At 38.0% G+C, this 21,163-nt stretch carries 13 protein-coding genes; 4 read left to right on the top strand and 9 right to left on the bottom strand.

Annotated features, from left to right (window positions below; all coding sequences use genetic code 11):
- Positions 1–15 precede the first annotated feature (15 nt).
- From Q0954_RS13985 to Q0954_RS13955, 7 genes are all read right to left on the bottom strand, one after another.
- Positions 16–1,368, bottom strand: a complete 1,353-nt coding sequence (locus Q0954_RS13985; RefSeq protein WP_299457855.1) for a DUF3526 domain-containing protein — start codon at positions 1,366–1,368, stop codon at positions 16–18.
- A 1-nt stretch (position 1,369) separates the two neighbouring features.
- Positions 1,370–2,818 (bottom strand): DUF3526 domain-containing protein, encoded by a 1,449-nt coding sequence (locus Q0954_RS13980; RefSeq protein ID WP_299457854.1) that lies wholly within the window; start codon positions 2,816–2,818, stop codon positions 1,370–1,372.
- A gap of 59 nt (positions 2,819–2,877) precedes the next feature.
- Complete coding sequence (locus Q0954_RS13975; RefSeq protein ID WP_299457853.1) at positions 2,878–5,358, bottom strand: TonB-dependent siderophore receptor; 2,481 nt, start codon at positions 5,356–5,358, stop codon at positions 2,878–2,880.
- A 611-nt stretch (positions 5,359–5,969) separates the two neighbouring features.
- Positions 5,970–6,920 (bottom strand): DUF6544 family protein, encoded by a 951-nt coding sequence (locus Q0954_RS13970; RefSeq protein WP_299457852.1) that lies wholly within the window; start codon positions 6,918–6,920, stop codon positions 5,970–5,972.
- Positions 6,921–7,076: 156 nt separating this feature from the next.
- The gene (locus Q0954_RS13965) at positions 7,077–8,012 is read right to left on the bottom strand and encodes a ParB N-terminal domain-containing protein (protein WP_299457850.1); all 936 of its coding nucleotides are present in this window, start codon (positions 8,010–8,012) and stop codon (positions 7,077–7,079) included.
- A gap of 2 nt (positions 8,013–8,014) precedes the next feature.
- On the bottom strand, positions 8,015–8,779 hold the full coding sequence (locus Q0954_RS13960) for a ParA family protein (RefSeq protein ID WP_299457848.1): 765 nt from the start codon (positions 8,777–8,779) through the stop codon (positions 8,015–8,017).
- 1,470 nt (positions 8,780–10,249) lie between these two features.
- A complete protein-coding gene (locus tag Q0954_RS13955; protein ID WP_299457845.1) occupies positions 10,250–10,750 on the bottom strand; it encodes a helix-turn-helix transcriptional regulator in 501 nt (166 codons plus the stop codon).
- Between the two features lie 152 nt (positions 10,751–10,902).
- Here Q0954_RS13955 and Q0954_RS13950 point away from each other — a divergent pair, with 152 nt between their 5' ends.
- The 4 genes from Q0954_RS13950 (at position 10,903) to Q0954_RS13935 (ending at position 16,820) form a co-directional block, all read left to right on the top strand.
- Positions 10,903–12,549, top strand: coding sequence for a hypothetical protein (locus tag Q0954_RS13950; RefSeq protein WP_299457842.1), 1,647 nt, complete (start codon positions 10,903–10,905; stop codon positions 12,547–12,549).
- Positions 12,550–12,713: 164 nt separating this feature from the next.
- Entirely contained in the window at positions 12,714–13,241 is a 528-nt protein-coding gene (locus Q0954_RS13945; protein WP_299457839.1) for a hypothetical protein, read from the top strand.
- 276 nt (positions 13,242–13,517) lie between these two features.
- Positions 13,518–14,759 carry a hypothetical protein gene (locus tag Q0954_RS13940; RefSeq protein WP_299457836.1) on the top strand — a complete coding sequence of 414 codons (1,242 nt, stop codon included), beginning with the start codon at positions 13,518–13,520 and terminating at the stop codon, positions 14,757–14,759.
- A gap of 1,107 nt (positions 14,760–15,866) precedes the next feature.
- Positions 15,867–16,820: a replication initiation protein gene (locus Q0954_RS13935; protein WP_299457833.1), complete on the top strand. Its 954-nt coding sequence runs from the start codon at positions 15,867–15,869 to the stop codon at positions 16,818–16,820.
- 1,934 nt (positions 16,821–18,754) lie between these two features.
- Here Q0954_RS13935 and Q0954_RS13930 read toward each other — a convergent pair.
- Complete coding sequence (locus Q0954_RS13930) at positions 18,755–19,141, bottom strand: DUF1987 domain-containing protein (protein ID WP_299457830.1); 387 nt, start codon at positions 19,139–19,141, stop codon at positions 18,755–18,757.
- A gap of 94 nt (positions 19,142–19,235) precedes the next feature.
- Positions 19,236–19,952: a hypothetical protein gene (locus Q0954_RS13925; protein ID WP_299457827.1), complete on the bottom strand. Its 717-nt coding sequence runs from the start codon at positions 19,950–19,952 to the stop codon at positions 19,236–19,238.
- Positions 19,953–21,163 lie beyond the last annotated feature (1,211 nt).

Here is a 21,163-nt window from a genome sequence, read left to right as displayed (position 1 = left end):
TTTTTTTGAATAAAATTATAAATGATAAAATTTACGTTGGTTGAGCCGTGCAGCCCCCAAACAAATGCCTATGCCCAATAATAGTGGCCACAGCAATTGAAGCCAATTTACCTCCGATTGTTCTTCGTATTTGGCCAGTGTGTGTTTGTCCCACTTTTCGGTGGTTGAAGCAGTCTGGCTAAATATTTTTGGGTAGAAATAAAGCCGTTTTCTTTCATGAAACTTTTCCAGTGCTTGCATAAAATTGAGCTGATTTTGCAAACCTGCGTTGGCTAAAGAGTTGAGTACCAATTGAGTGTGGGCACTAGGAAAAAACATTGCTGTATTTTCACTCAACCTTATTCGTTTTTTCACTTTCTGCTGTAGTTCCCTTGATTGTGCCGAAGCTTCATCGTCGCCCATTTGCTGCATAGCAAAATACCAAAACCAGCTAAACCGGGCGCCTTTGGGGTGCTTGTATTGAGCAAGTTGTGGGTAATGTTTGATAAACTTCTGGATGGTAGGCGCCTTTTCCTTGTCCCACTTATTATGATAGCCTTCTCTACTTTTTACTACTGTGCCAAAGGTTTCTGGTATGGGGTAAACCAAAGACACTATGCCGCTAATGGCCGCAGGCACAATAACATTTAAGAACACCCAAATTGTGAGCAAAACCAGGGCGTTTTTACTAGAGCTGAGGTGAAAAGAAATGACCCACCATACCACCGCAAACCAAAAGCTCACATAAGCAACCGACACCAGGCAAAAGGCCGCATATTTTTGGTTTAGTGGTATGCTCAAGTAAAACTTGGCAATGATTAACAATAATACAAGCACCACCAATATGCTACTATACCTTAAAAGTAGCTTGGCGCGAATCATTCCTTTGGTATTATTTGTTTGGCTCAGGGCAAGTGCCCAGGTACCTCCTTCTTTTTCTTCAGAAATCATGTTAAAACACAAGGCAATGATTACCAAAGGAATAAAGTAAACAAGCACAAAACTAAAGTCAAAGTTTCCAATAAGTTGATAGACCGGGTTGGCTAGTCTGGAGTTGTATTTTTGCTCTTCAAGGTTGCGAATATTTACCCTTTGAATAGAGGGCGAAATATCGCGTTGCCCAATGGCTAAGCTTGCTAAGGGAGATACTTGATTGACCAAACCAAACTTTTGATAATATAATAACAACCCTATGTCTTTGGGGTGATGCTGTACATTTCGCTCAATGTTTTCTTTTTGTAACAAGATGGCTCGACGTTCATTTTCTTGGGTTTCTTCGATGAATAACCCACCAAAATACAAGCTCAGCATACCCGCAAAAAATATAGACGCTAGTCCTATCCAGGACGCTTTGGTTTTAAAAAAACTGATGATTAATAATTGATTCATTTTAGATAACTTTCAAGCTTTTAGAGTAGTGTACCAATAAGCCCAGCCCTAGCATCCAGCCTAATAGTACTAATAAAGAGAGGTATTCCTGGGCAAGGATTTGAGAAAAGCTTAAAAAACGGTAATTAAAATCCGGAAATTGAGCCCAATGCGATTTGTCCAAAATATCGGGCTTGCCCTGGATTCGTTTCCCTCGCACATTGCTGATTAACTTGATTTGCAAATCGTTCATTTTTTGGGCTAAACTGTAGCGATATTTTTCGGCTTGTGCGCGAAAATCGTCATAAGTAGCATAACCAGACCCTGCTAAAGCCATAGAGACTTGTTTGATGGCTACCATAGGGTTGATAATGCCCGCCAGACGTAACATATTATTTTGTTTTTGATAAATCTGCAATAGTTTTTCGTAGCGCTTGTTGTAGGCTTTAGAGCTTAGCTTTTCTCCTTCTTTCATCACAAACCCTTGATAGTTGAAAGGTAATTGATCGGTAGAATTGACCTTGTGCACAGCCAACACCGAATCTTTCAGGTGTTGGTAATGTGGATCGTCAGGGTTGTGGCTATCCCCTAGTTTTAGCAATTCCTCTTCTACTTTGATGTCAAATGCAATTTTAGAAGGTGCAGGGTATTTTGCTTGCCCATAGGTAGTAGCGAGCTTGGGAAGTATAAGGCTGAAAAAAAGCCAAATACCCAATAATGTAATCAACGCACCTCTCGAAGATTTGCTACGTCCTGAAACATATATTGCCAAAGCAGCCATCAAGAAAAAGTATAAGCCATAAGTCACAAACAATAACCCAAGCCTACTCATCAGTTGACTATTGACGAGGGAAGCCTCATGAAACCATACCAGCAACAAGGAAAAGATGAGGGCGGGTACAAATACCAACATAGCCAATAGGTATAAACCCAGGGTTTTGCCCCACAACACCCCCCTCCAGTCTGCCCCTTGAGTAAACACAATTTTTAGGGTGCCATTTTCACGGTCTTGCGATACAAGGTTGAACCCCCAAAAGAAAATCAACAGAGGAACCAATACTTGCAAAAGCATAGAAGCTGAGAAATACCCAAAACGAAGCAAACCACTGGAATAACTTGCTTCTGAGGAATTGATCGGGTTTTGTTGGTGGGCTTCTAAAAAAACCACATTTCCAAGAAAGTGGTGAATGCCCGGATCAAAAAAGCCAAGGGGGTACTTTTGCCTAAAAACCAAATAACCATAGTGGGCCATTCGATGTGGGTGTTTATCGGGGTTGTTTTCCCAACGTTGGCGCACTTCTTTGCTGTATTGCTCCACATGATGATGGTCTTGAGTACGTACCCTAAACTCAGTATAAAGTGAGACAAATATCAGCAGGTTAAAGATCAGAAGGAGGTATACCACGCTCTTGGTTTTGAGTTTGGTAACAAGCACTTGACGAGCAAAAACTTTGATATGATTGGAGCGCATTTTTATTATAAAACTTTTGAAAGCCCACAACAATGCATGGGCTTTGAGAAAAGATGATTTTAAAATCTGTAGGTTGCTGTAAGCATATAATTGCGAGGGGCTCCTGGAAACAAACGGGTGTAGGTTTGAGCACCCAACCAATAAGTTTCATTGGCGAGGTTTCTCAGGTTAAGTGCCAATTGTAAATTGCCTTTAGCAGGAGCATAATAGAGTGCCGCATCGAAAATAGTGAAAGCGGGAACTTCAAAGTCACGCGTAAACCAAGGAATTTTGGTGCCTTGATATTGCATACCAAAACCTATGCCTATGCCTTTTAGGACAGACGATTGCGGGAAATTATACCTTGTCCACAAATTTCCACTGTTGAAAGGTGTATTCTCTTTGCGTTTCCCAATCAAGTTTTCGTCATCATCGTCTACAATGCTGGCATCTATATAACTATAAGATACATTGACTTGCCAGTCGGGAGTAATAAATCCAGCAATGTCCACCTCAAACCCTCGGCTTCGGTCAGCCCCACGCTGAACCAGCAAGTCAGGGTTGTTTGGGTCATTGGCACTGATGAGAATGTTTTTTTGATTGATTTCATAAATGGCACTATTTACCACAATGCTGTTGTCAAAAAAACTTGCTTTGATCCCAAACTCCTTCAAGTCGCTAATCAATGGCTCAAATTGAGCAGCTGATTGATCAGCCCAGAAAAAACTGCCTGTGCTAGGCATCAAAGTGACCGTATTGGACTGCGGCTGATAGCCCTCAAGGTACACTGCATAAGCGTTGATGTTTTTAAAGATTTCATAAGTTATGCCCACTCTAGGGATCAAAACTTTATTGGTAAAAGAAGCTGCTTTGCTGGTATTGTGGTTGGTGATGTCTTCAAACCATTCAGCCCTTAGGCTTAGCAATAGAGAAAGCTTACCAAGTTTGATAAAATCTTGCACATAAGTCGCATGTGTAGTGGTGAGCGCATTGGGAATGGCAAAACGCGAGTTGAGGTTATAATCGCTGATATTGCGAATGGTTGTCGATGGATTGCTAAGATCAAAGTGGGGCACATTGGGGCGGGGAATGGTCACATCGCCATAGGCAATGGTTTGGTAGTTGGCAGCATTGGCAGGGTCAAAACCACGGGTTACACTGCCATCGTTCAACAAAAAACCACGGGCAGAGTTTTGTCCTCCACCAGGCAACTTTTGCCAACTATGTAAATCATAACCTGCCACCAACACATGTCGGGTAGGTCCCAGGTCAAAGTCAAAGTTAAAATAAGCATTTACGTTGTCAATGTTCCAAAACTGCTTTCGTTGTACAAAGCGCATGCCTACCAAATTGGCAATGGTATTTCCATTAATATCAGGAGCAAAGGCATTGATGGTACGGTGTTCTTGCAAATCTTCAGTCCAGGTTTGCTTCATATACTGAACATTGAGCTTGATTTTTTTGGTAAACTGATGCGATAAAGACCCCATAATGAGCAACTCCTTTGACTGGAAAAAATCGCCAGGGGCACCCAGGTTTAAACTAATGGGAGTACTGTTCAAATTGGTCACTCCAGCCACCGCCCCAAAAATAGGTTGTCCCCGATCAAGGTTTCCTTGCATGCTGTTGTAAATAACCTCGACATTTACCGCAGTACGTTCATTAGGGATATAACTAATAGAGGGTGAAATCAAGATAGATTTGTTATTGATCAAATCACGGTAAGACTTCGCTTCTTGCACGGCACCATTCAGGCGATAAAGCAGTGTTTTACTTTCGTTAAGGGGACCGGTAAAGTCCAATGTTCCTCGGATGGTGCTAAAACTACCGGCTGCCATGCTGATTTCTTTTCTGTCGATAGGCAAAGGTTTTTTGGTCACCATATTGATGCTTCCTCCTGGGTCGACACTAGATAATGTAACAGAGGCGGGTCCTTTGAGCACTTCCACACGCTCAATATTGGCGGTCAGAGGTTGTAGAAAATAAAATTGTCGGGTACGCAATCCATTGATAATTTGCCCTTCTTCGTTTTGGCTAATGCCTCGAATAGAGTATTGGTTGTAAAAACTAGAGGGTACTACCCCACTGGCCACTTTTACTGCGTCCCCTACATGAAATGCTTGTTGGTCGGTGATGAGCTCCTTGGTAATAGATGATATTGCCTGAGGTAATTCTTTGTTTTGAATAGGAAGCTTGGTAGCCGAAAACGAATAATCACTGTGATAGCTTTTTTTGACCCTACCAACAATTTCTACCCCTTTAAGCTCTGTTATGCTTTGTTCAAGGGTAAGAAATAATGCCTCTGTGTTGCGTTGTCCATCAGAAAGATTCACTTCCAAAGTCTGATAACCAACAAAGCTAATTTTTAATATGCCTTTCGTGTCCTTTAGACCTTCGATAAAAAAGTTCCCGCTGTTACCAGTCGCAGTAACCACATTTTGGGCATTTGTGCTGTAGACCACGGTGGCTCCTACAATAGGAGCATTCGTTTTATCCATGACTCTACCTTTGATAGTTGAATTTTGTCCATAACCTATAGCTACGCCAAGCAGTGCGAACATTAATACAAGAGTAAATTTAACAAGTCTCATTTTTCCTTTAATGGATTTACATTTATGCAACAATGTTGCAAATGTAAATAAAAAATCATCTTTTGCAACAGTATTGCAAAAGATGCAAAGATGCATCAACAAAATACCACTCTGATTGAAGTCTTACAAAGTTATAAAGATGAGGTGCTGGTGCTTTGGCTTCCAGATGGGTAAAAACGGAGAATTTAGCTGGCACCTTAAAACTCTTAAGTACGACCAAAAATAATCGGGTGAAAGCTAACTTGCTGATTATTAAAGATCTAATGATATCCCCTGGCGATAAAAAAGTTGGGCAACTTACACGAAATATGCTACATAATATACAGCCGCATTTTTGCATCAGAATAATACACGACTCATCGGGGCAGTTTTACTGGGTTGGGCCCAACGAGGTTAAAAGCCCTGACAAGGTTCTAGGGACTAGGTGCAAGGTTCTAGGTATACCCTGTTCCACAAGTATCTACACTTTTTATATCATGTTGATTTTCAGCAACTTAAAAAAAGCGTAGTTAAAAGATGGATAGAGTACATCAAACCCCTGGTCTATCGCCCCCCCTTATTTACAAACAAAAAACAATCAATTATTTTGCGTACATATTACCTACTGTTGGCGTTTTTGTTACATTATAATTTATAGCCTTGATCTTTAGCTTCAGCCAGGTCCAATCTCCATTGTCTAACTTCCAATCAGCCTTTAACTCTACAGGCATTCTAATTCCATTTCGCTCTTCTGTTTTGATGGCAGAAACAGTCCATAATTTCGGTTCTTTATCTTTCAAGTCTTTGTATCGCAATGCTGTAAACTTAAGGAAGTTCCCGTGGTCATCGAAATAAAATGCTCCTGCACCTTTGGTGTCGTTCACCTTCATGGTGGCTTTAGCAGTATTGCCATCTATTTGCTCCCAAACAATATAAGGGCTTAGCGATGCCGTTGGATACCAAACAATTTCGGCCAAGTATCTTTGCAAAGTAGCCTGGTCAACCTTTTCGCTTTGTTTGGCATTTGCCACCGAAACAAGAGACATCAGTTTAATGACCATTTCACCCTGCCCATGCTCAAATTTATCTCGTCCCACTACACCCATAACGCCCATTCGAGTCTTGATACTCCAGTTAAATGTAGGTGGTTGCACCGTAATGTATTGTTCTGCAATTCCATTATTCCAACTATTTTGCTCTGGGGTCATTTTTAGTTGTAGGTCTTGAGTTAAACGAATATTGGTAATGGGCTTTTTGCCCATTACTCCACCGTTCACCAACCATTTTTGAACAACTGCAGGCAGGTGTGAAATGTCTTTTTCAGTAATCACTTTTTGGCTTATATTCGTTGAGCTCTTGAGCATCTGTACCCGCTCTTTGCTCACTTTGTTTTTAAAGCTAAAGGCTGAGTAAGAGATAATGGTTGCTATAAGAAAAATTGCGTTCAATATTGTCCAATATTTTGCATTAGACCAATGGTTGACAATGAAAGCTTGCACAATAATGACAACCAATGCTCCGATTAGCCAGTAATAATTAGAGTTAAAAATCATTGAAATAAAAGTTATTGTAAATACTACTATTGCCCAAATGTAAATACTAAAGGGCTTTGTAAGCCTGCTTTAAGGTAGTTTTTTTGCTTGTTCGATCTAAAAAAAGCCCCGAAGTGTCAAAATGATACTTCGGGGCTTTTTTAACCCAAATGCTTTTTATTTCCAGTCAACTTTGGCGAGCAATTGCTCACATAACTCTAGTGTTCCCAATGACTTGAAGTACTGCTCGTCTTGCTTGTTGGCTTTCACTATCTTGCGATGGGTATTCATTGTTTTGTGAAGAAGCTTGGGTAAATCAGCCAAGTTAATGGAGTCGTTTGGCATCACCTTTTTTTGGCTTGCTGTTTTTAGAGCAGGCTTTACCTTCTTTATTTTACTCACTTCTTCTTTTATTTCGTTTGCCTCTGCCTTGGCTAACTTCTCTACATCTGCCTTTTTTACTTTTGTCTTGCCGCCCAACACTTGCCGTTTAAGCACCGGATCTACCGAGCCCACCTTGTCTAGCCCCTCGGCAAACTTGCCATCACGCAAAATGCCCGCCCGGCTGGTATTGTATTGTTTTGATAGTTCTTCAGCTATATTTCCCGAAGTATCATTTTGAGACTTCGGGGAATTGCCTCGTTTCAGGTTCTTTTTTGGGTCCGACTTTCGCTGGTTATAAATAAGCCCCCTATAATATGCAGCTTGCTCTTTAGTAAGGTTTCTTCTTCCTAACTGGTTCAAAAGCATCCATTCCTTGGCTTCGGCAGCATCAACAAACTCTTTGACTACAATATTAAAATGCACATTATTGCTTGTGCAAACCCTATGGCGGTTGTGTCCATCTATTATGTAATAAGTTTCGGCATTTGGCACCTGCCAAACCACCAATGGTTCCCGGCAACCTTCTTCAATTATATTCTCCTCTAACTGCTTATACTCTTCTTCAGACAAGGGGTGAATCCAATCTCTAAAGTCAGGATGGATTTCAATTTTACTCTTAATATAATCGTCAGTGGTTTTAAATTTAGACTTGGCTTTTTCAACCTGTGAAAAAGCATCGTCAGCCACACCACCAGGCTTAATTTTTTTTAGTTTGTCTAGTTTCCCCATCGTTATTTCTTTAAAATTTCCTTGGCTAATTTTGCGTAATCCTTGGCACCATCCGAATTTTTATCATATTCAAATACATCTTGTTGGGCATAAGACGATTCATCAAAAACGACCCGGTTTCGAATAATAGACTTTAAAACAAAATCTTCGTAAGTTTCTTGCAACTCCTCCAACTTCAGCTTGTTGATGGTCTTTCTACCATCATACATTGTCACAAGCATGCCCAACACCTGTAGTTGAGGGTTTAACCTTTCGCTGACCTCGTTTTTCAGGTCAATCACGTTATCTACAGCATGACTTGCCAACTCAGTAGAACTCACAATAATGAGCAAATCAGTGGCTGCCATCATAGCATTCAAAGTCAGTATTCCCAGGTTTGGGCGGCAATCAATGAGTACATAATCGTAATCATCATATACGTTTTTTAATACCTCATCCAACCTAAAATACCCGTTCACATTTTTATCTGACGACAGTTCAGCCTCAATATTTAATAAGTTGCGTGATGCTGGTATGATATCAAAGTTCTTACTAATGGTTGCAATAGGAATCTCTTGTTTTTGCCCCGACAAAGTATGTGATATGTCATGAATGGCTTTCCTTTGCTCATCAGGCACCCAATTAGACAAATTTGCCTGTGGGTCAAAATCTACAATCAATACCTTTCTTTTCTGCAAAGAAAGCGCTTTGCCAAGGTTCAGCGTAGTAGTGGTTTTTCCAACCCCACCCTTATTGTTTACCGCTGCTATGATTCTTGTTTTTGCCATTATTGCGCTTATTTTATGGTTCACTTCAAATATAGCATCAAAGTTATCATTTACTATTTATATTTCCTCTATAGACAGTAAGATAACCTCTTCCCAAAACTGTCTTAAAACTATATTCCAATACAATAAATCACTTACTTCAAACCTACTTTTTGTACCCTTGTGCCAAAAATTCAGTGAAAACATGCTTTAAATACAATTTAATATTTCACAAAAAACTCAGCATAAAATACTTAAATTCATACAATATTTTAAAAATTACGCTTTACAAAAACATTAAAATTGGCAATGATCATTTAAATGAGCAAAGATAAACACCCCTCCTTCTCCTCACATATTGCGTTGATTGACCACATAAAGTCTCTTGCTCTATTACCTATTTATTGGCTCATCTGCTCTCTTGTCTCCTTCAAGGTATTCATTCCAACTGATAGCTTCTTATCCAAAAAATATTGCCTGGCTCTTATGCTTTTCATTGAATATTAGACTTGCCCTTTGTGCCCAACTTCCCTGCTTGTTCTGTATTTACGAACCAATGTCCCGAATTCCGCATTAATGAATTTCGAATTTACGAACAGCATCATCTACGGAATATTGACCAAAATTCCGCATTTACGAATCCTTCCGTTCGTAATAATGGATGCTTTCTCAGACAACGGGTTCGGAATTACAGATCGTATATCGTTTTTACGAACTAACGAATACAGAACATACACAGCCTAATATTCCGAATATTGCACCACCTAAAACGCGGAATGTAGCCCTAAATTCCGCGCTTCCGAATGCGTAAATTCTGTTTAAACTCATTCAAATAGCTTTTTATATTTAAGCGAGTTCCGAATAATGAATTTTAGTAAAGTTCGGATGATGGATAAATGCGGAGCTCGGAATTCAGGTATTTGTTCCATACCATGAACAAATAGTTCGAAGCATCGCATACTCAAACACTCTACGCTTGTTCAGGATAATGAATAAGCTGTTCCGAATAATAGAATTTATGATGATTGAGATATGTTCCAAATCACGAACAAAAGGCTAAAGTATCGCCAGCAATCACATATATATTGATAGAGCAGCAAGAGGGCAAGCAACCATGACAACACCCAACTCAACCACCACAAGTCTGAATTTTTTAAAACTATAGCAGGAGAGGAGGCAGCAAAACCACCATAAAGAGGGCAGATTGGCAAGCACAAATTCGATGTTTGGAACAAAAGTGCGGAAAAATGAATGAGCAAACATGGAAGCCCAGAGGGTTAATGCCTAAAGATAAGTTCAGTAGCTGAAACAAAAGTGCGGAAAAATGAATGAGCAAACACGGAAGCGCCGAAAATTAATGCCTAAAGATAAGTTCAGTAGCTGAAACAAAAGTGCGGAAAAATGAATTGCTGCCACCCAGGGTGGGGTGGTCATTGACTTCAACGGAGATACCTGCGCCTCAGTCAATAACCATTGAAGAACTTGTGCTATTTATTCACCCTTGGTGTCATCCTTCGCGTCATTTTTTGGCTTAAGGTTATAGATCGCTGAAGGCTCGTCTGATGTTCTTAACTCGTTTTGCTGGGCATACAGGTGCTTAAGTGCTTGTGTATTATTGTTCAGCTGGTCTTTCATGGCACTTAGTTCGTTGACCATGTCACGCATAGCCTCTGCCATATCAGGAGGGGTAAGGGTAGAATCAAAAGTTTTATCAGGGTAAAGAATTCTATTAAAATCTACCTCCAAAAGCACCGATACCGCCAAAAGATTTACTGCGTTTGGTTTGGTGCCGTTCATCATTCCAGAAAGTGTACTTTTGGGTATGCCCAACTTTTCTGCAATGTCATCATAAGTAATTTTCTTTTCTTTCATGCTGGCTTTTACCGCTGACAATAACTCATGATACCTTTCTCCAAGAAAATTTAGAGCACCAGTCATATTTGGCGTCTTTTTTTGCTTTCCTGTTCCATTTCCCGAACCTTCTTTGTTCATAATTTCGAATTTTTCTTTTTATTTATTCCGTTATTACGTATAATTGCCTTCACAAGCTGTGTTTTACTCAAATATACAGCTATTATTCAGTTTTTTGTTCCATAAATCGAACAAAGCTTGTTCGCTAAACCGTTTTAAATCATTTATTCGCCATGGTCAATCATCAAAAAGTGAAGGACGGAGAGCCAATATTAGATGTGTTGGCAAAAAAAGACCGTCAACGCCGAGACGAGGAGAAGTTTCAAGAAGACTTTGCCCAAAAAACCTATTATGAAGAGTATTATTCTGTTTATCGGTTTTCAAATTGGGTAAGGTTCGTATTCTCTCTTATCAGTGCCATTGCAGGATTTTACCTGATCTTTACAGGACTCAACGCCATCATGCCACAAGCCATTGCTGCTGTGTTTGCTGTATTTGTACTTGGAGGCATCGAAGTAATCAAACATCTTTTGTTTCCCAGCAACCTCAAAAAGTTTTACCAATACGGCACAAAAAAATACCTAAGCAATGCCTGGAACTGGTTGTTTATTCTATTGAACATGTTTTTTGTTACACTTTCTATTTTTATTTCTGTCAAAGGGGTAGAAGAATACAACAATAACGAAAACGCAGTAAAGCCTACACTCATTGACCAAAACAAACTGGAAAGCAGCTACGATTTTAAACGAGACTCCACCAGCAACTATTATGAGCAGTTGATTCGTGATAAAAAAAACCAGATAAGCAAACTGGAAAAAAGTATAAATAACGACAGAAACAATCAAGCAAACTACTTTAATGGTAAGTTTTCGTATGTGTTGAGCCAAGACCACCTTACCAGGAGAAGAGACATTGGCCGCTATAATAAACAAATAAGCAAACTAGAAGATGCTAGAATCAAGGCAATAGACGGAGTAAAAGAAAATAAAGGGCATAAGCTGCAAGCAGCAGCAGCAAAAAACTCTAAAGCAACTAACAAAGCCGAAGAAAAGACCAAAACCAATACCCTGTTTTTGGTTTTTATAAGTGGCATCAATGAATTCCTATTGTTGTTATGTTTGTGGTTTTTAATCCACTTTCCATACAAAACCAACAAGGAAAGAAAACTAATGGATCGCCTGTTGAGAGATCCTAAAGTAGTAGATTATGAGGATGAAATAAAACTGATGATCTCAAGGGCTTTTTGGGACAGGGAAAAAGGCAAACCCTCTTATGGAATTGAAACTACACAGGTGGCTTCAGCTCCTTACGTTGGCAATGCAGCAGGCAACCCATCACACACTCAAGGGTTGACACGACCCTCTGCAGCTCCAGCCATCGAAGGGGAAGTAATCGCTCAGGCTGTAGCAAAGGGCATAGAAGCCTACTTTATGCATCACGAAACTCCAGCCCCCGTTGCTAAACAAAAATCGCCTAAAGAACAAGTAAGCAAAGAACAAGAGGCTTTTGGAGGCATTAGTTTAAGACCAACGGCGTCTAAACAAGGTAGTAAAAAACAACACACGGCCAAGTTTGCCTCTGCCTCGACAAAAACTAATGAAGCACAAGTGGCTACCAAGGCAAAACCACACGCTGCCTCTTCGTTGCCCATCAGAGAAAAGGAGAGCACCAACGCATTTTTGGAAAAATATGCAGAACAGATTGTCCTCCTCAAAGACTTTTACAGAAAGAGAAAAGAAGAAGGCACCCCCAAAAAAGCCTCCAACCGCTACCTTGCCAAAGAGGTATTAGAAGGGAAAGTAACTGATAAAACGGTGGCTAAAATCAAAAGTAAAATGATTGTACAAGGCTTGATTGATGACAAGATGTTGATTCTATAACCCACCCCCAAGAACAAAAATACTGACACCCCTAAGCACCGACGGATGCTTAGGGATTTTTCGATCAGATTGATAAACAATCTACCTTCGTAAAAAATACTTCCTCTCCACAAAGCCCCCACAAAAATCTGGTTTTTTGTTATTATTGCACATCAATGGGTTTTATGATGATGGGAGAAAAACACTTAAAAACAAAAGAAAACAAGACAGGTAAGTTTCATAAATCAACCATTAGCAAAAAAAAACCGCCAAAACAGGCTAAATTTACATTTATGATGGCTGAAGAAGAAAAACAGGAGTTTACCCACTTAATGCAGGAAGTTACCCGGAAAATTATTCAAAAATACGGATCAATTGACGACCTAACCGAACAACAGCGAGAAGGTGCCATTCACCAAGTATATGCTGAATTGTTGCAAGAGCAAGAAGAAAAAGGGCTCAAAGTATTTAGTAATGTGAATCAAGCTTTCCACTATTTTGTCCATGAATATTACCCAAGTAAAGTAAAAACAAAGGGAGCACAAATAGAGAAAGGCTTGCCTGATGTAATCTATAAATACAAGAAAAATAAGCCAGTGGGGGAGAAGAAGAAGGAGGAGATTTTGCTTAAATATAAGTTTAACATCAATATCAATGGGAAGGTAAGCAAAATGCTTATGAATTTAGCAGACTCGGAAAAGGAAAAAAAATAAATCGCTTTTTGTGCGATTGTTATTTTTTTGTTTATGTTTGCTGCCAGGTGTAAGATATAAGTTATATTTTCTAAGAAATTGAGCTTTTTTACTTCGCTAATTTTTGTATGTAACTTACCTCAAAGGTAAAAAGAGATTGCTATCAACCTTTTTAATCTATAGGAAACACCCAAAATCGAATCTATAAGAAAGATGGACTTTTAGCAAAATTGGTTTCTGAACTGTTTTGTTATCACCCAAAAATAGTACTTTTAATACACTGTTGATACATACGCTATGAACCAGGCAAAATACACATTACCTTTTTCTGTAGCAGGCAAAATTGACTATGACCCTGGAGTTGTTTTTGTCGACTTTGCCCGTGTGTTTGGCGACCACAAGGTATCGGCTTTTCTAAACTACTTGCTTTTTCGAGCGGGTTTTGGCTGGGGCAATACCCCAGAAACCCAATGTACCTGGCTTGAAACAAAAAAGGAGATTCAAGCACATACCCACCTCACACCCGATGAACAAGACAGGGTAGTAAGAATACTTACCCAGAGAGGAGTTCTCAAAGTAAAAAGAGCTGCCCCACCAACAGAAGCACAATGGCAACTTAAAAATATAGTTACTGGCAATTTCAGAAAAGGGTATGGGCTTTTTCACTATCAGGTAAATTGGACACACACCATTTTTTCAAGCTTCGCCTGTTGGGTAAACACCCATAAAGAAAAGCACAAGCAAAACACCAGAACCAAGCTTAGCATTGCTGAATATATTGCCTATAAATGTACAAAAAACAAGAACGAAACAGCTCAAAAAACGGTTCTTGAACATTCAGAAACTAGCGAAACGCTGCAGGAAGAATGGAAACAACTTGCTGCTGATATGGTACACAAACTCATCACAGTTCACAAAAATAGGGCTGATGTCAACAATATTGATCTTCATGAAGTTTATCAAAAATTAGCCAAACACCAATATCACCCAGAACACTTTCAACATATTCAGACTGAGTTTAAGTATTATTGCCTCATCGAGGCTGAAGCCCTTCAAAGAAAAACACCTTTTGATGAAATTTGTCTTGATTCATTTTTTCAAAAAATATTCAAAAACGGAAACGAACGGGTTTCTTTTTTTCAAGAAACCTGGGAACTGTGGCACCTTAACAAAATAAAGCAGCAGACACAAAAGAACGCCTCACCCAAAACGAACACCCTGGGAAAAATAAAAAACACGGAAATTCGTGCTTTAAACCAAGCGACTGAGTCAATTAGACAAAAATGGAATAAACTTAAGGCTTTTCTTCGTGTACAGGCTCGCCAAAGAAAAGAGAAAAGCATCCCTAAATATGTCTTAAACCAAATACACTTTGGCGGATTTGACACCCAAACCAATACTTTGACCTTTCTGGTTCCATCAAAATACTTGTATGAACAATTGGAAAGCAACACTTATGTGCAGTTTATACGCCAGGCAATCCATCAAATAATAGGAGAGGGGGTAAAACTACAATATATGCTGCTCAGGCTTGAATAGCCACCAATGTATAATTAAGCAATTGATTATAGTTCCTTGAATTTGTCTAAATTCAGGGGTTTTCTACTTAAGAACTTCCCAAAAATCACCGTTTTTTAGGGCTTTCCGAAGCAAATTTGAGTGCCGTTAAGCGGTTACTTTCAAAATTTTCAATAAAAAATGAAAGCTATATCTTTTGGACAAAGTTATTTATCGGAAATTTCAAAAAAACCACATGGCAAAGTAATGTTAAAAACAAGCACACATTGCTAAAGCTTCACTGAATCAATATCCTAGTTATTAAAGCTTTGGCCAAAAGGAGAAGGCCATATATTAAAGGAGGATACGAGCACTGAAAAAAAACAATAAATAGGTAGTTAATTAGTTGTATATCAACACTTTAAATATTAAATTTACGTCTAATATAAATTGTAACAGGGAGGTGTTTTAAGCGCAATATTTAGAGGATTTAATATAAGCTGTTGGTTGAGAAAATAACTGCCTCAAAAACGTATGCTTTATTATTATATAAATAAGCCTCCTCACGCTACTTTTTATTTTTTGTATATAACTATCCAATTCAATTACGATCGTTCAATTTATAGCTATTTATGAGCTTTTTAAACTGGTATTTATTCAACTTAAGGTGCTTTTTATTTTGCACCCTGAAAATTTTCATCAGTTAATCCCAAGTCTTTTTTGATTGGGCATATTTTTTTGATGAAATAAAAAATTAAAAAAATCACAAAATTTTTCGAAACTACAGATTGGGTTAACTCTAGTTTGAATAATTCGAAACATGAACTACAGTTAACAATCTCTAGTTAACCCTTATAAGGTATAAATGCCAAAAAAATGAAGAATTTTCCATCTGGGTGTATGAAGAATTTTCCATAAACTATGAAGAATTTTCGCTAAAGTAATGTGGATAACTTTAAAACCTGTTCTAAATATGGAAAATTCTTCATAGTTTATTACTTGTTTAAAGTGTTTTATATGAATAATAATATGGTTGTGTAGTTATTTAGTTGGATGGCTACTTAACTATGAAGAATTTTCCTTACTTAATTGACCACTAGTGCAATTTTAATAGTTATTGTGAAGAATTTTCCATCATAAGTGAATAATATGGAATTATTAGAGAAGTACAAGAGCTCCATTACCCAAGATGCCAGGGTGACCCTGTCGAACAAGTTTTTACTAAGCGAGATGGAAATTAACATCTTTTATTTGTTGGTATCTCAAATCAGACAAGACGATGACGACCTAAAAGAGTATGTGATTAATCTGAAGGATTTAGAACTCTTAACAGGCCGCACCCAAAAGAAAGGTACCTTGCTGAAGGTTTGTGAAAAATTAAAAAAGCAGACCATTGTGCTAAAAGATGTAGTAAGCGTTACTGATGGCAAAGAATACGAGTTTATTGTTGAAAACCTGATTGGTGCTATCAAAAAGCCCAAAAACAAGCAAGAAATAAGAACCACCATTTCGCCTGATGTGCGACAGTTTTACATTAATTTAAAAAAGCACTACAACAAGTTTCAGCTAAAAAATTTGCTGCAGCTTAAAGGGAGGCACTCTAAACGGTTGTACATGATTTTGTGTGCTTTTCAGGACACTGGCTGGTACTATGCTTCTATTGATGAGTTGCTCAATATTTTTGCCAGCAAAGTGGGTGAAGATGGGCAGATTGAAGTAAAGAAATATACGGCAGGAAGCCTCAAAAAGCATATTTTGGGCAAAGCCAAAGAAGAGATAGAAGATGTAACTGAATTGCGTTTTGAGATAGAGGAGAAAAAAAGTGGGAGAAAAGTAGTAGGGTATAAATTCAACATTATTTCGGTCGACTCACCTAAATTCCTGAAAGAATATCAGCAAAACCCTGTTTTTATCAGGCTGGTAGAAGAGTGTAGTCTAAGTATTCATCAAGCCAAAGCTGTAGTAGATGGCATTGATACCGAGATGATTAACATGTTGTTGTATCAAATACAGCTGGCACGTACCAACAAACAAATCAAAGGAAACATAGGAGGATATACCATCACGATACTCAAGAGAAGCTACCCGTTTTTGGAGATTTAAAAACTATGAAATATTTTCTATAAATAGCCCACAACCAATTCGGTAGTGGGCTATTTGCGTATGTGGGTCACTTTTTTTATTAGAAAATAGAAAATCCTTCATAGTTTAATTTGTGGGTGTACTTGGGTTTGTCTTGCCAAAGATGATTTAAAAATGCTGTATTTGTCTGCCATTGTTTGGTAAGCATGTCAAGAAAAGGAGGCTCAAATAGAAAGTTTTTCATAGCCGATGCTTGAATATATGCTTTAATAACTATTTATAACTATTTGGTTGTCAGTAATGATATGTATGATTGGAAAATTCTTCATAGTTTATCTTTTGGATTGAATGTTTACTTTAATGCTTGCGTATAAATAATTGATTATAAGGTTGTTGTGATTTTTTGATGTAGATTGTGTTTGAGGTGAATGTCCACTTTAGAAGTGGTTGTGACGTGTTATGTATTTGTGGCGTTTGTTGGGCTAAAATAAACTTAGACTTATTCCTGTGTATAGCAAAGGCTGTTTTCTGCTTTTCAGTTGGAAAATTCTTCATAGTTTGTGTTTTGGCAAATGTCCACCTTAAAAGCTGTGATGAAATGTTGGTCAAATGTAAACCTAAGCTTACTGTGGTAGACAATAAAGGCTGTTTTCTGCTTTTCGGTTGGAAAATTCTTCATAATTTATGTTTTGATGTATATCTACTTTAAAAGTAGTGATGTATTTGTTGGGTTGAAATAAGCTCAAACTTACTTTGGTGAGCAGTGGAAGCTGTTTTTTACTTTTCAGTTGGAAAATTCTTCATAGTTTGTGTTTTGGCGTGTGTCCACTTTAAAAGTAGTGATGTATTTGTTGGGCTAAAACAAACTCAAACCTACTTTGGTATGTAGGGGAGTCTTTTTTCGTTATTAAGTTGGAAAATTCTTCATAGTTTGAAAGAGGTATCATCTTTCTTTTTTGAATACTTCACCTGAGTTCTACTTTTGCCTTTTTCTGCAAAGAGCAGCACCTTTAAATACAGGAGGGGCAAGTACCCAAGGGATGTGTATAGAGCATTCTAAAAAAGTATGTTGCATTGTGGCAACCATTTCATAATTTTTCTTTTCTCCTTGTCAGATATAGAATTCCCCCTTAAATCCAGGTGCTTCAATTTATTTAGTTTTGAAATCTCCTTAGGAATGTGATCACCCCGTAAACGTGATTTCGGGTATAGCCCTCAACAATCACCCGATAAGAAATCGCATTGGCGTCAACCTAAGGGTGTTAAGGAAACCCTGTAAATATTGCTTACACTCACTGTTAGATAACTTTTGAGTATTTAAAATACTTTGTTTAAAGCTTCTCAAAGGCTTTCACGGCTGGCGCACGCGTCCTGCGTGTGTTCCTAACACATCAAGATCAAGTAGCTTTAGAGGCTTCGATTGAAAAATTAAGTTGACGCCAATGCGATAATAAATCGGGACTTTGAAGCTGTCCGATTTAGAACATATTAGCTTTGCAGAGCTTGAACTTCGTTCTGCGGTTCTCTTTCCTGGCCTTCGTTCTGCCAGGACTACCAGCTTTTTTTACGCCTGCAAACCGATAGCTGTTTATAAATCCCGGTTCATCGGGGCAGCTTTACTGCGCTCTGCCAAAGGCTAAAAGTGCCTCAGTCAGTTTTGAGTATATGCCCTCAATCTCGACACTTATTTTGAACATTGTTCCTTAGCAAATTGATGATGCAAAACAAACAGATTGAATAGGCTTTTCATATATCCAGTTTGATGAGGGGATACTCATAAGATAGGGGCAGGTTTTTATTAACTCTCTTCAGCTATAACAAGATAGCCTTCTTCTGTTATAAAACCTTATTTATTTGATAAAAAGACTCATTGCTCCAAATGGACTGCGAAAACAACCAGAAAGCAACCCAATTTGTTTGTTGCGTAATAATAGTCCCTACTATGAGTGTTGGGTTTATCCTATGGTGTTGCTTTCTATAAACCGAAACCCAAGCTCAGGAAAACATTCATGAAAAAACTCTCCGTCTTCTTTTGAATCAGCTATATCAGGCATGATATGCCAATTGATGGTGGCTTTGATTTGTTTTTGGGATAAAACAGTAAAGATATCAAAGAGAACATAGCGGAAGTTTGTATTAAAATAAGCTAGTTTTAGGTTAAGTTGTAGAGAAGATATAGGAGGGGACTTTAAAAAAACTTCCAGCCAATTGATGGTTTTAGAATAAATAACAGAGGGAAGTTCAACAAAAGAACTTCCCTCTATCCTAAATGTCATGGTTTCTAAATTAAAATCAATACAGGGAGTATGTTCTCCCGCTTGCATAAAAAAACGATTTTGCATAACGATTTGCTGTTTTGTGTAATGCTTTATCCACACTGCTAAAGTAGTGAATAAAGAAAAGATAACAGCAAAATAAAATAGGACTAAAAGTATGCTATACAAAGTTAATAATATATTCTACCAAGTTGGTTTCTCGCTGCAAACCTAATTTTTGACGCAACCGATATCTTCTTTTTTTCACACTATCTACAGTAATCCCTAGCAGGTCAGCCATGTCTTTTGTATTTAGGTTGAGCTTCAGTAAGGCACAAATGCATAAATCACTGCTGGTAAGCGCTTTAAACTCTTTCTTAAGTTTGGGAAAAAAACTAGGATACAATTGCTCGAAAATAACTCTGAACTTAAGCCAATCTTCTTCAATATCAAATTCGTAGTTTACCTTTTTTTCAATCATTGAGCAAATGTTTTGCATCTGTGTGAGGTTTTGCCACCTATTGGTTTTATTTACCAGTACTTTTACTTCTTGTAATACCTTATCTTGTTGAGCAAGTCGTTCTTCAAACCAAGCCACTTCTTGCTCTTTGTGGGCAAGTTGTTCTTCCATATCCATTTTTTGGAGACTACCAACTCCCCCTTTTCCACCCTGTGGATTGGTAAAAGTTTGAGGGAGGGGTGACGACTTGTTTGAAAAAAAAAACATGCCAAACATTAAAGTAAAAAAGCCCAAACATAGGGTAGGTATAGCTCTTTCAGAAGAAATAGTTGGTTGAGCAGAGTTTAAAATGACAGGTTGTATAAAAGCATCTTGGTAAAAACAGGTAAAAACTACCAATAGCAATAGTAGGGTAAATAGCCAGTGTTGTTTTTTCATTATTTGCATGTCATTTGTTTTGGTTGATATTAATTGTATGAATTTGCTATCCTCAAATACTTTTTTATGCTAAGGAACGGTGTCAAAATAAATTTACATTCTTAACCTCATCTTTTTTGGACATGCTTCGTTAAAAAAACTTGCCATGGCTATGCCGCGTTTTTTGACCTCGCCTGACCAAAAAATATTTCCTTAAACTATACAACTTTATTTTTGCGTCGTTCCTAAGGAATGGTGTAAAAATAAATTTCTATAGTAATGCTAAAATATTTTGTTGCTAGACGCGGCACGGCAATATCCAGTGGATATTGAGCGAGCTTGCGGGATGGCCGACTAATAGCAGCGCTATTCGGCTATTTTTTAACAAAGTATAGCCTCAAAAGATGAGGTTAAGAATGCGTATTTATTTTGGTACCATTCCTAAGAAACAATGGACAATTTCTCTTGAAATAAATTAGTTTTTTTACAAAAAGTAATATTTATAGTAAAATTTACTATTCAATAAAAGTTTTAAAGGTGAAGCTGATACAAGTAAAGCATTTTTGTTTAAAAAAGCATAAAAAATCAGTTTATAAATAAAAAATTACTATGTAAGTAATGTGCCAAATAACAATTTTTAAAATTTCTAATATTAGCTAGAGTTGGAATCAGTTTGTTAAACATATTGGCCTACCAAAAACAGGTTATGTTTATATATAATTTCTGGAAAATAGCGACTGGCCTTGAACAAGGGCTTAGCATAAAGCACCAGTTTTTTGGTTAAGTCATTCTTCACTTTAGGGTAACTACAGGAGCCAAGCTCACCTGTTTGGGAAGAACAATTTGACAAAAAAATGCTTATAACTCAAAAGGAGAATATTAAGCAAGCAGGGTTGATTTGTACTTAAAAAACAAGAGAAGGCTAGGTCTTAGAGGCTCAATAGGCATCTCAGGGGGAGCATTATTGTGTTTAATATACTTAAACAAAAATGGTTTTTGGGACAGGTGTTGACCAATTGCCTGAATACCAACATTAATCAACCGAAGCTACAGTTTTGCTGTGCTGAGCGCTGCTTCAGCTAATCCTGTAAATCCTAAAACCGAGCCTATTTATAAATCCCGGTTCATCGGGGCAGCTTGCTGTGACGAGCTCACCGTAGGTAACCACTTTAATCTTAGTATAACTACATTATTTAAGAAAACTAGCGAAGCCCTATTACCCAATGGGTACA

Origin of the sequence: uncultured Microscilla sp. (genome assembly GCF_947493425.1) — a bacterium.
GTDB lineage: Bacteria > Bacteroidota > Bacteroidia > Cytophagales > Microscillaceae > Microscilla.
Note: the sequence above shows the minus strand (reverse complement) of the source record. Positions and strands in the feature narration are given on the sequence as shown.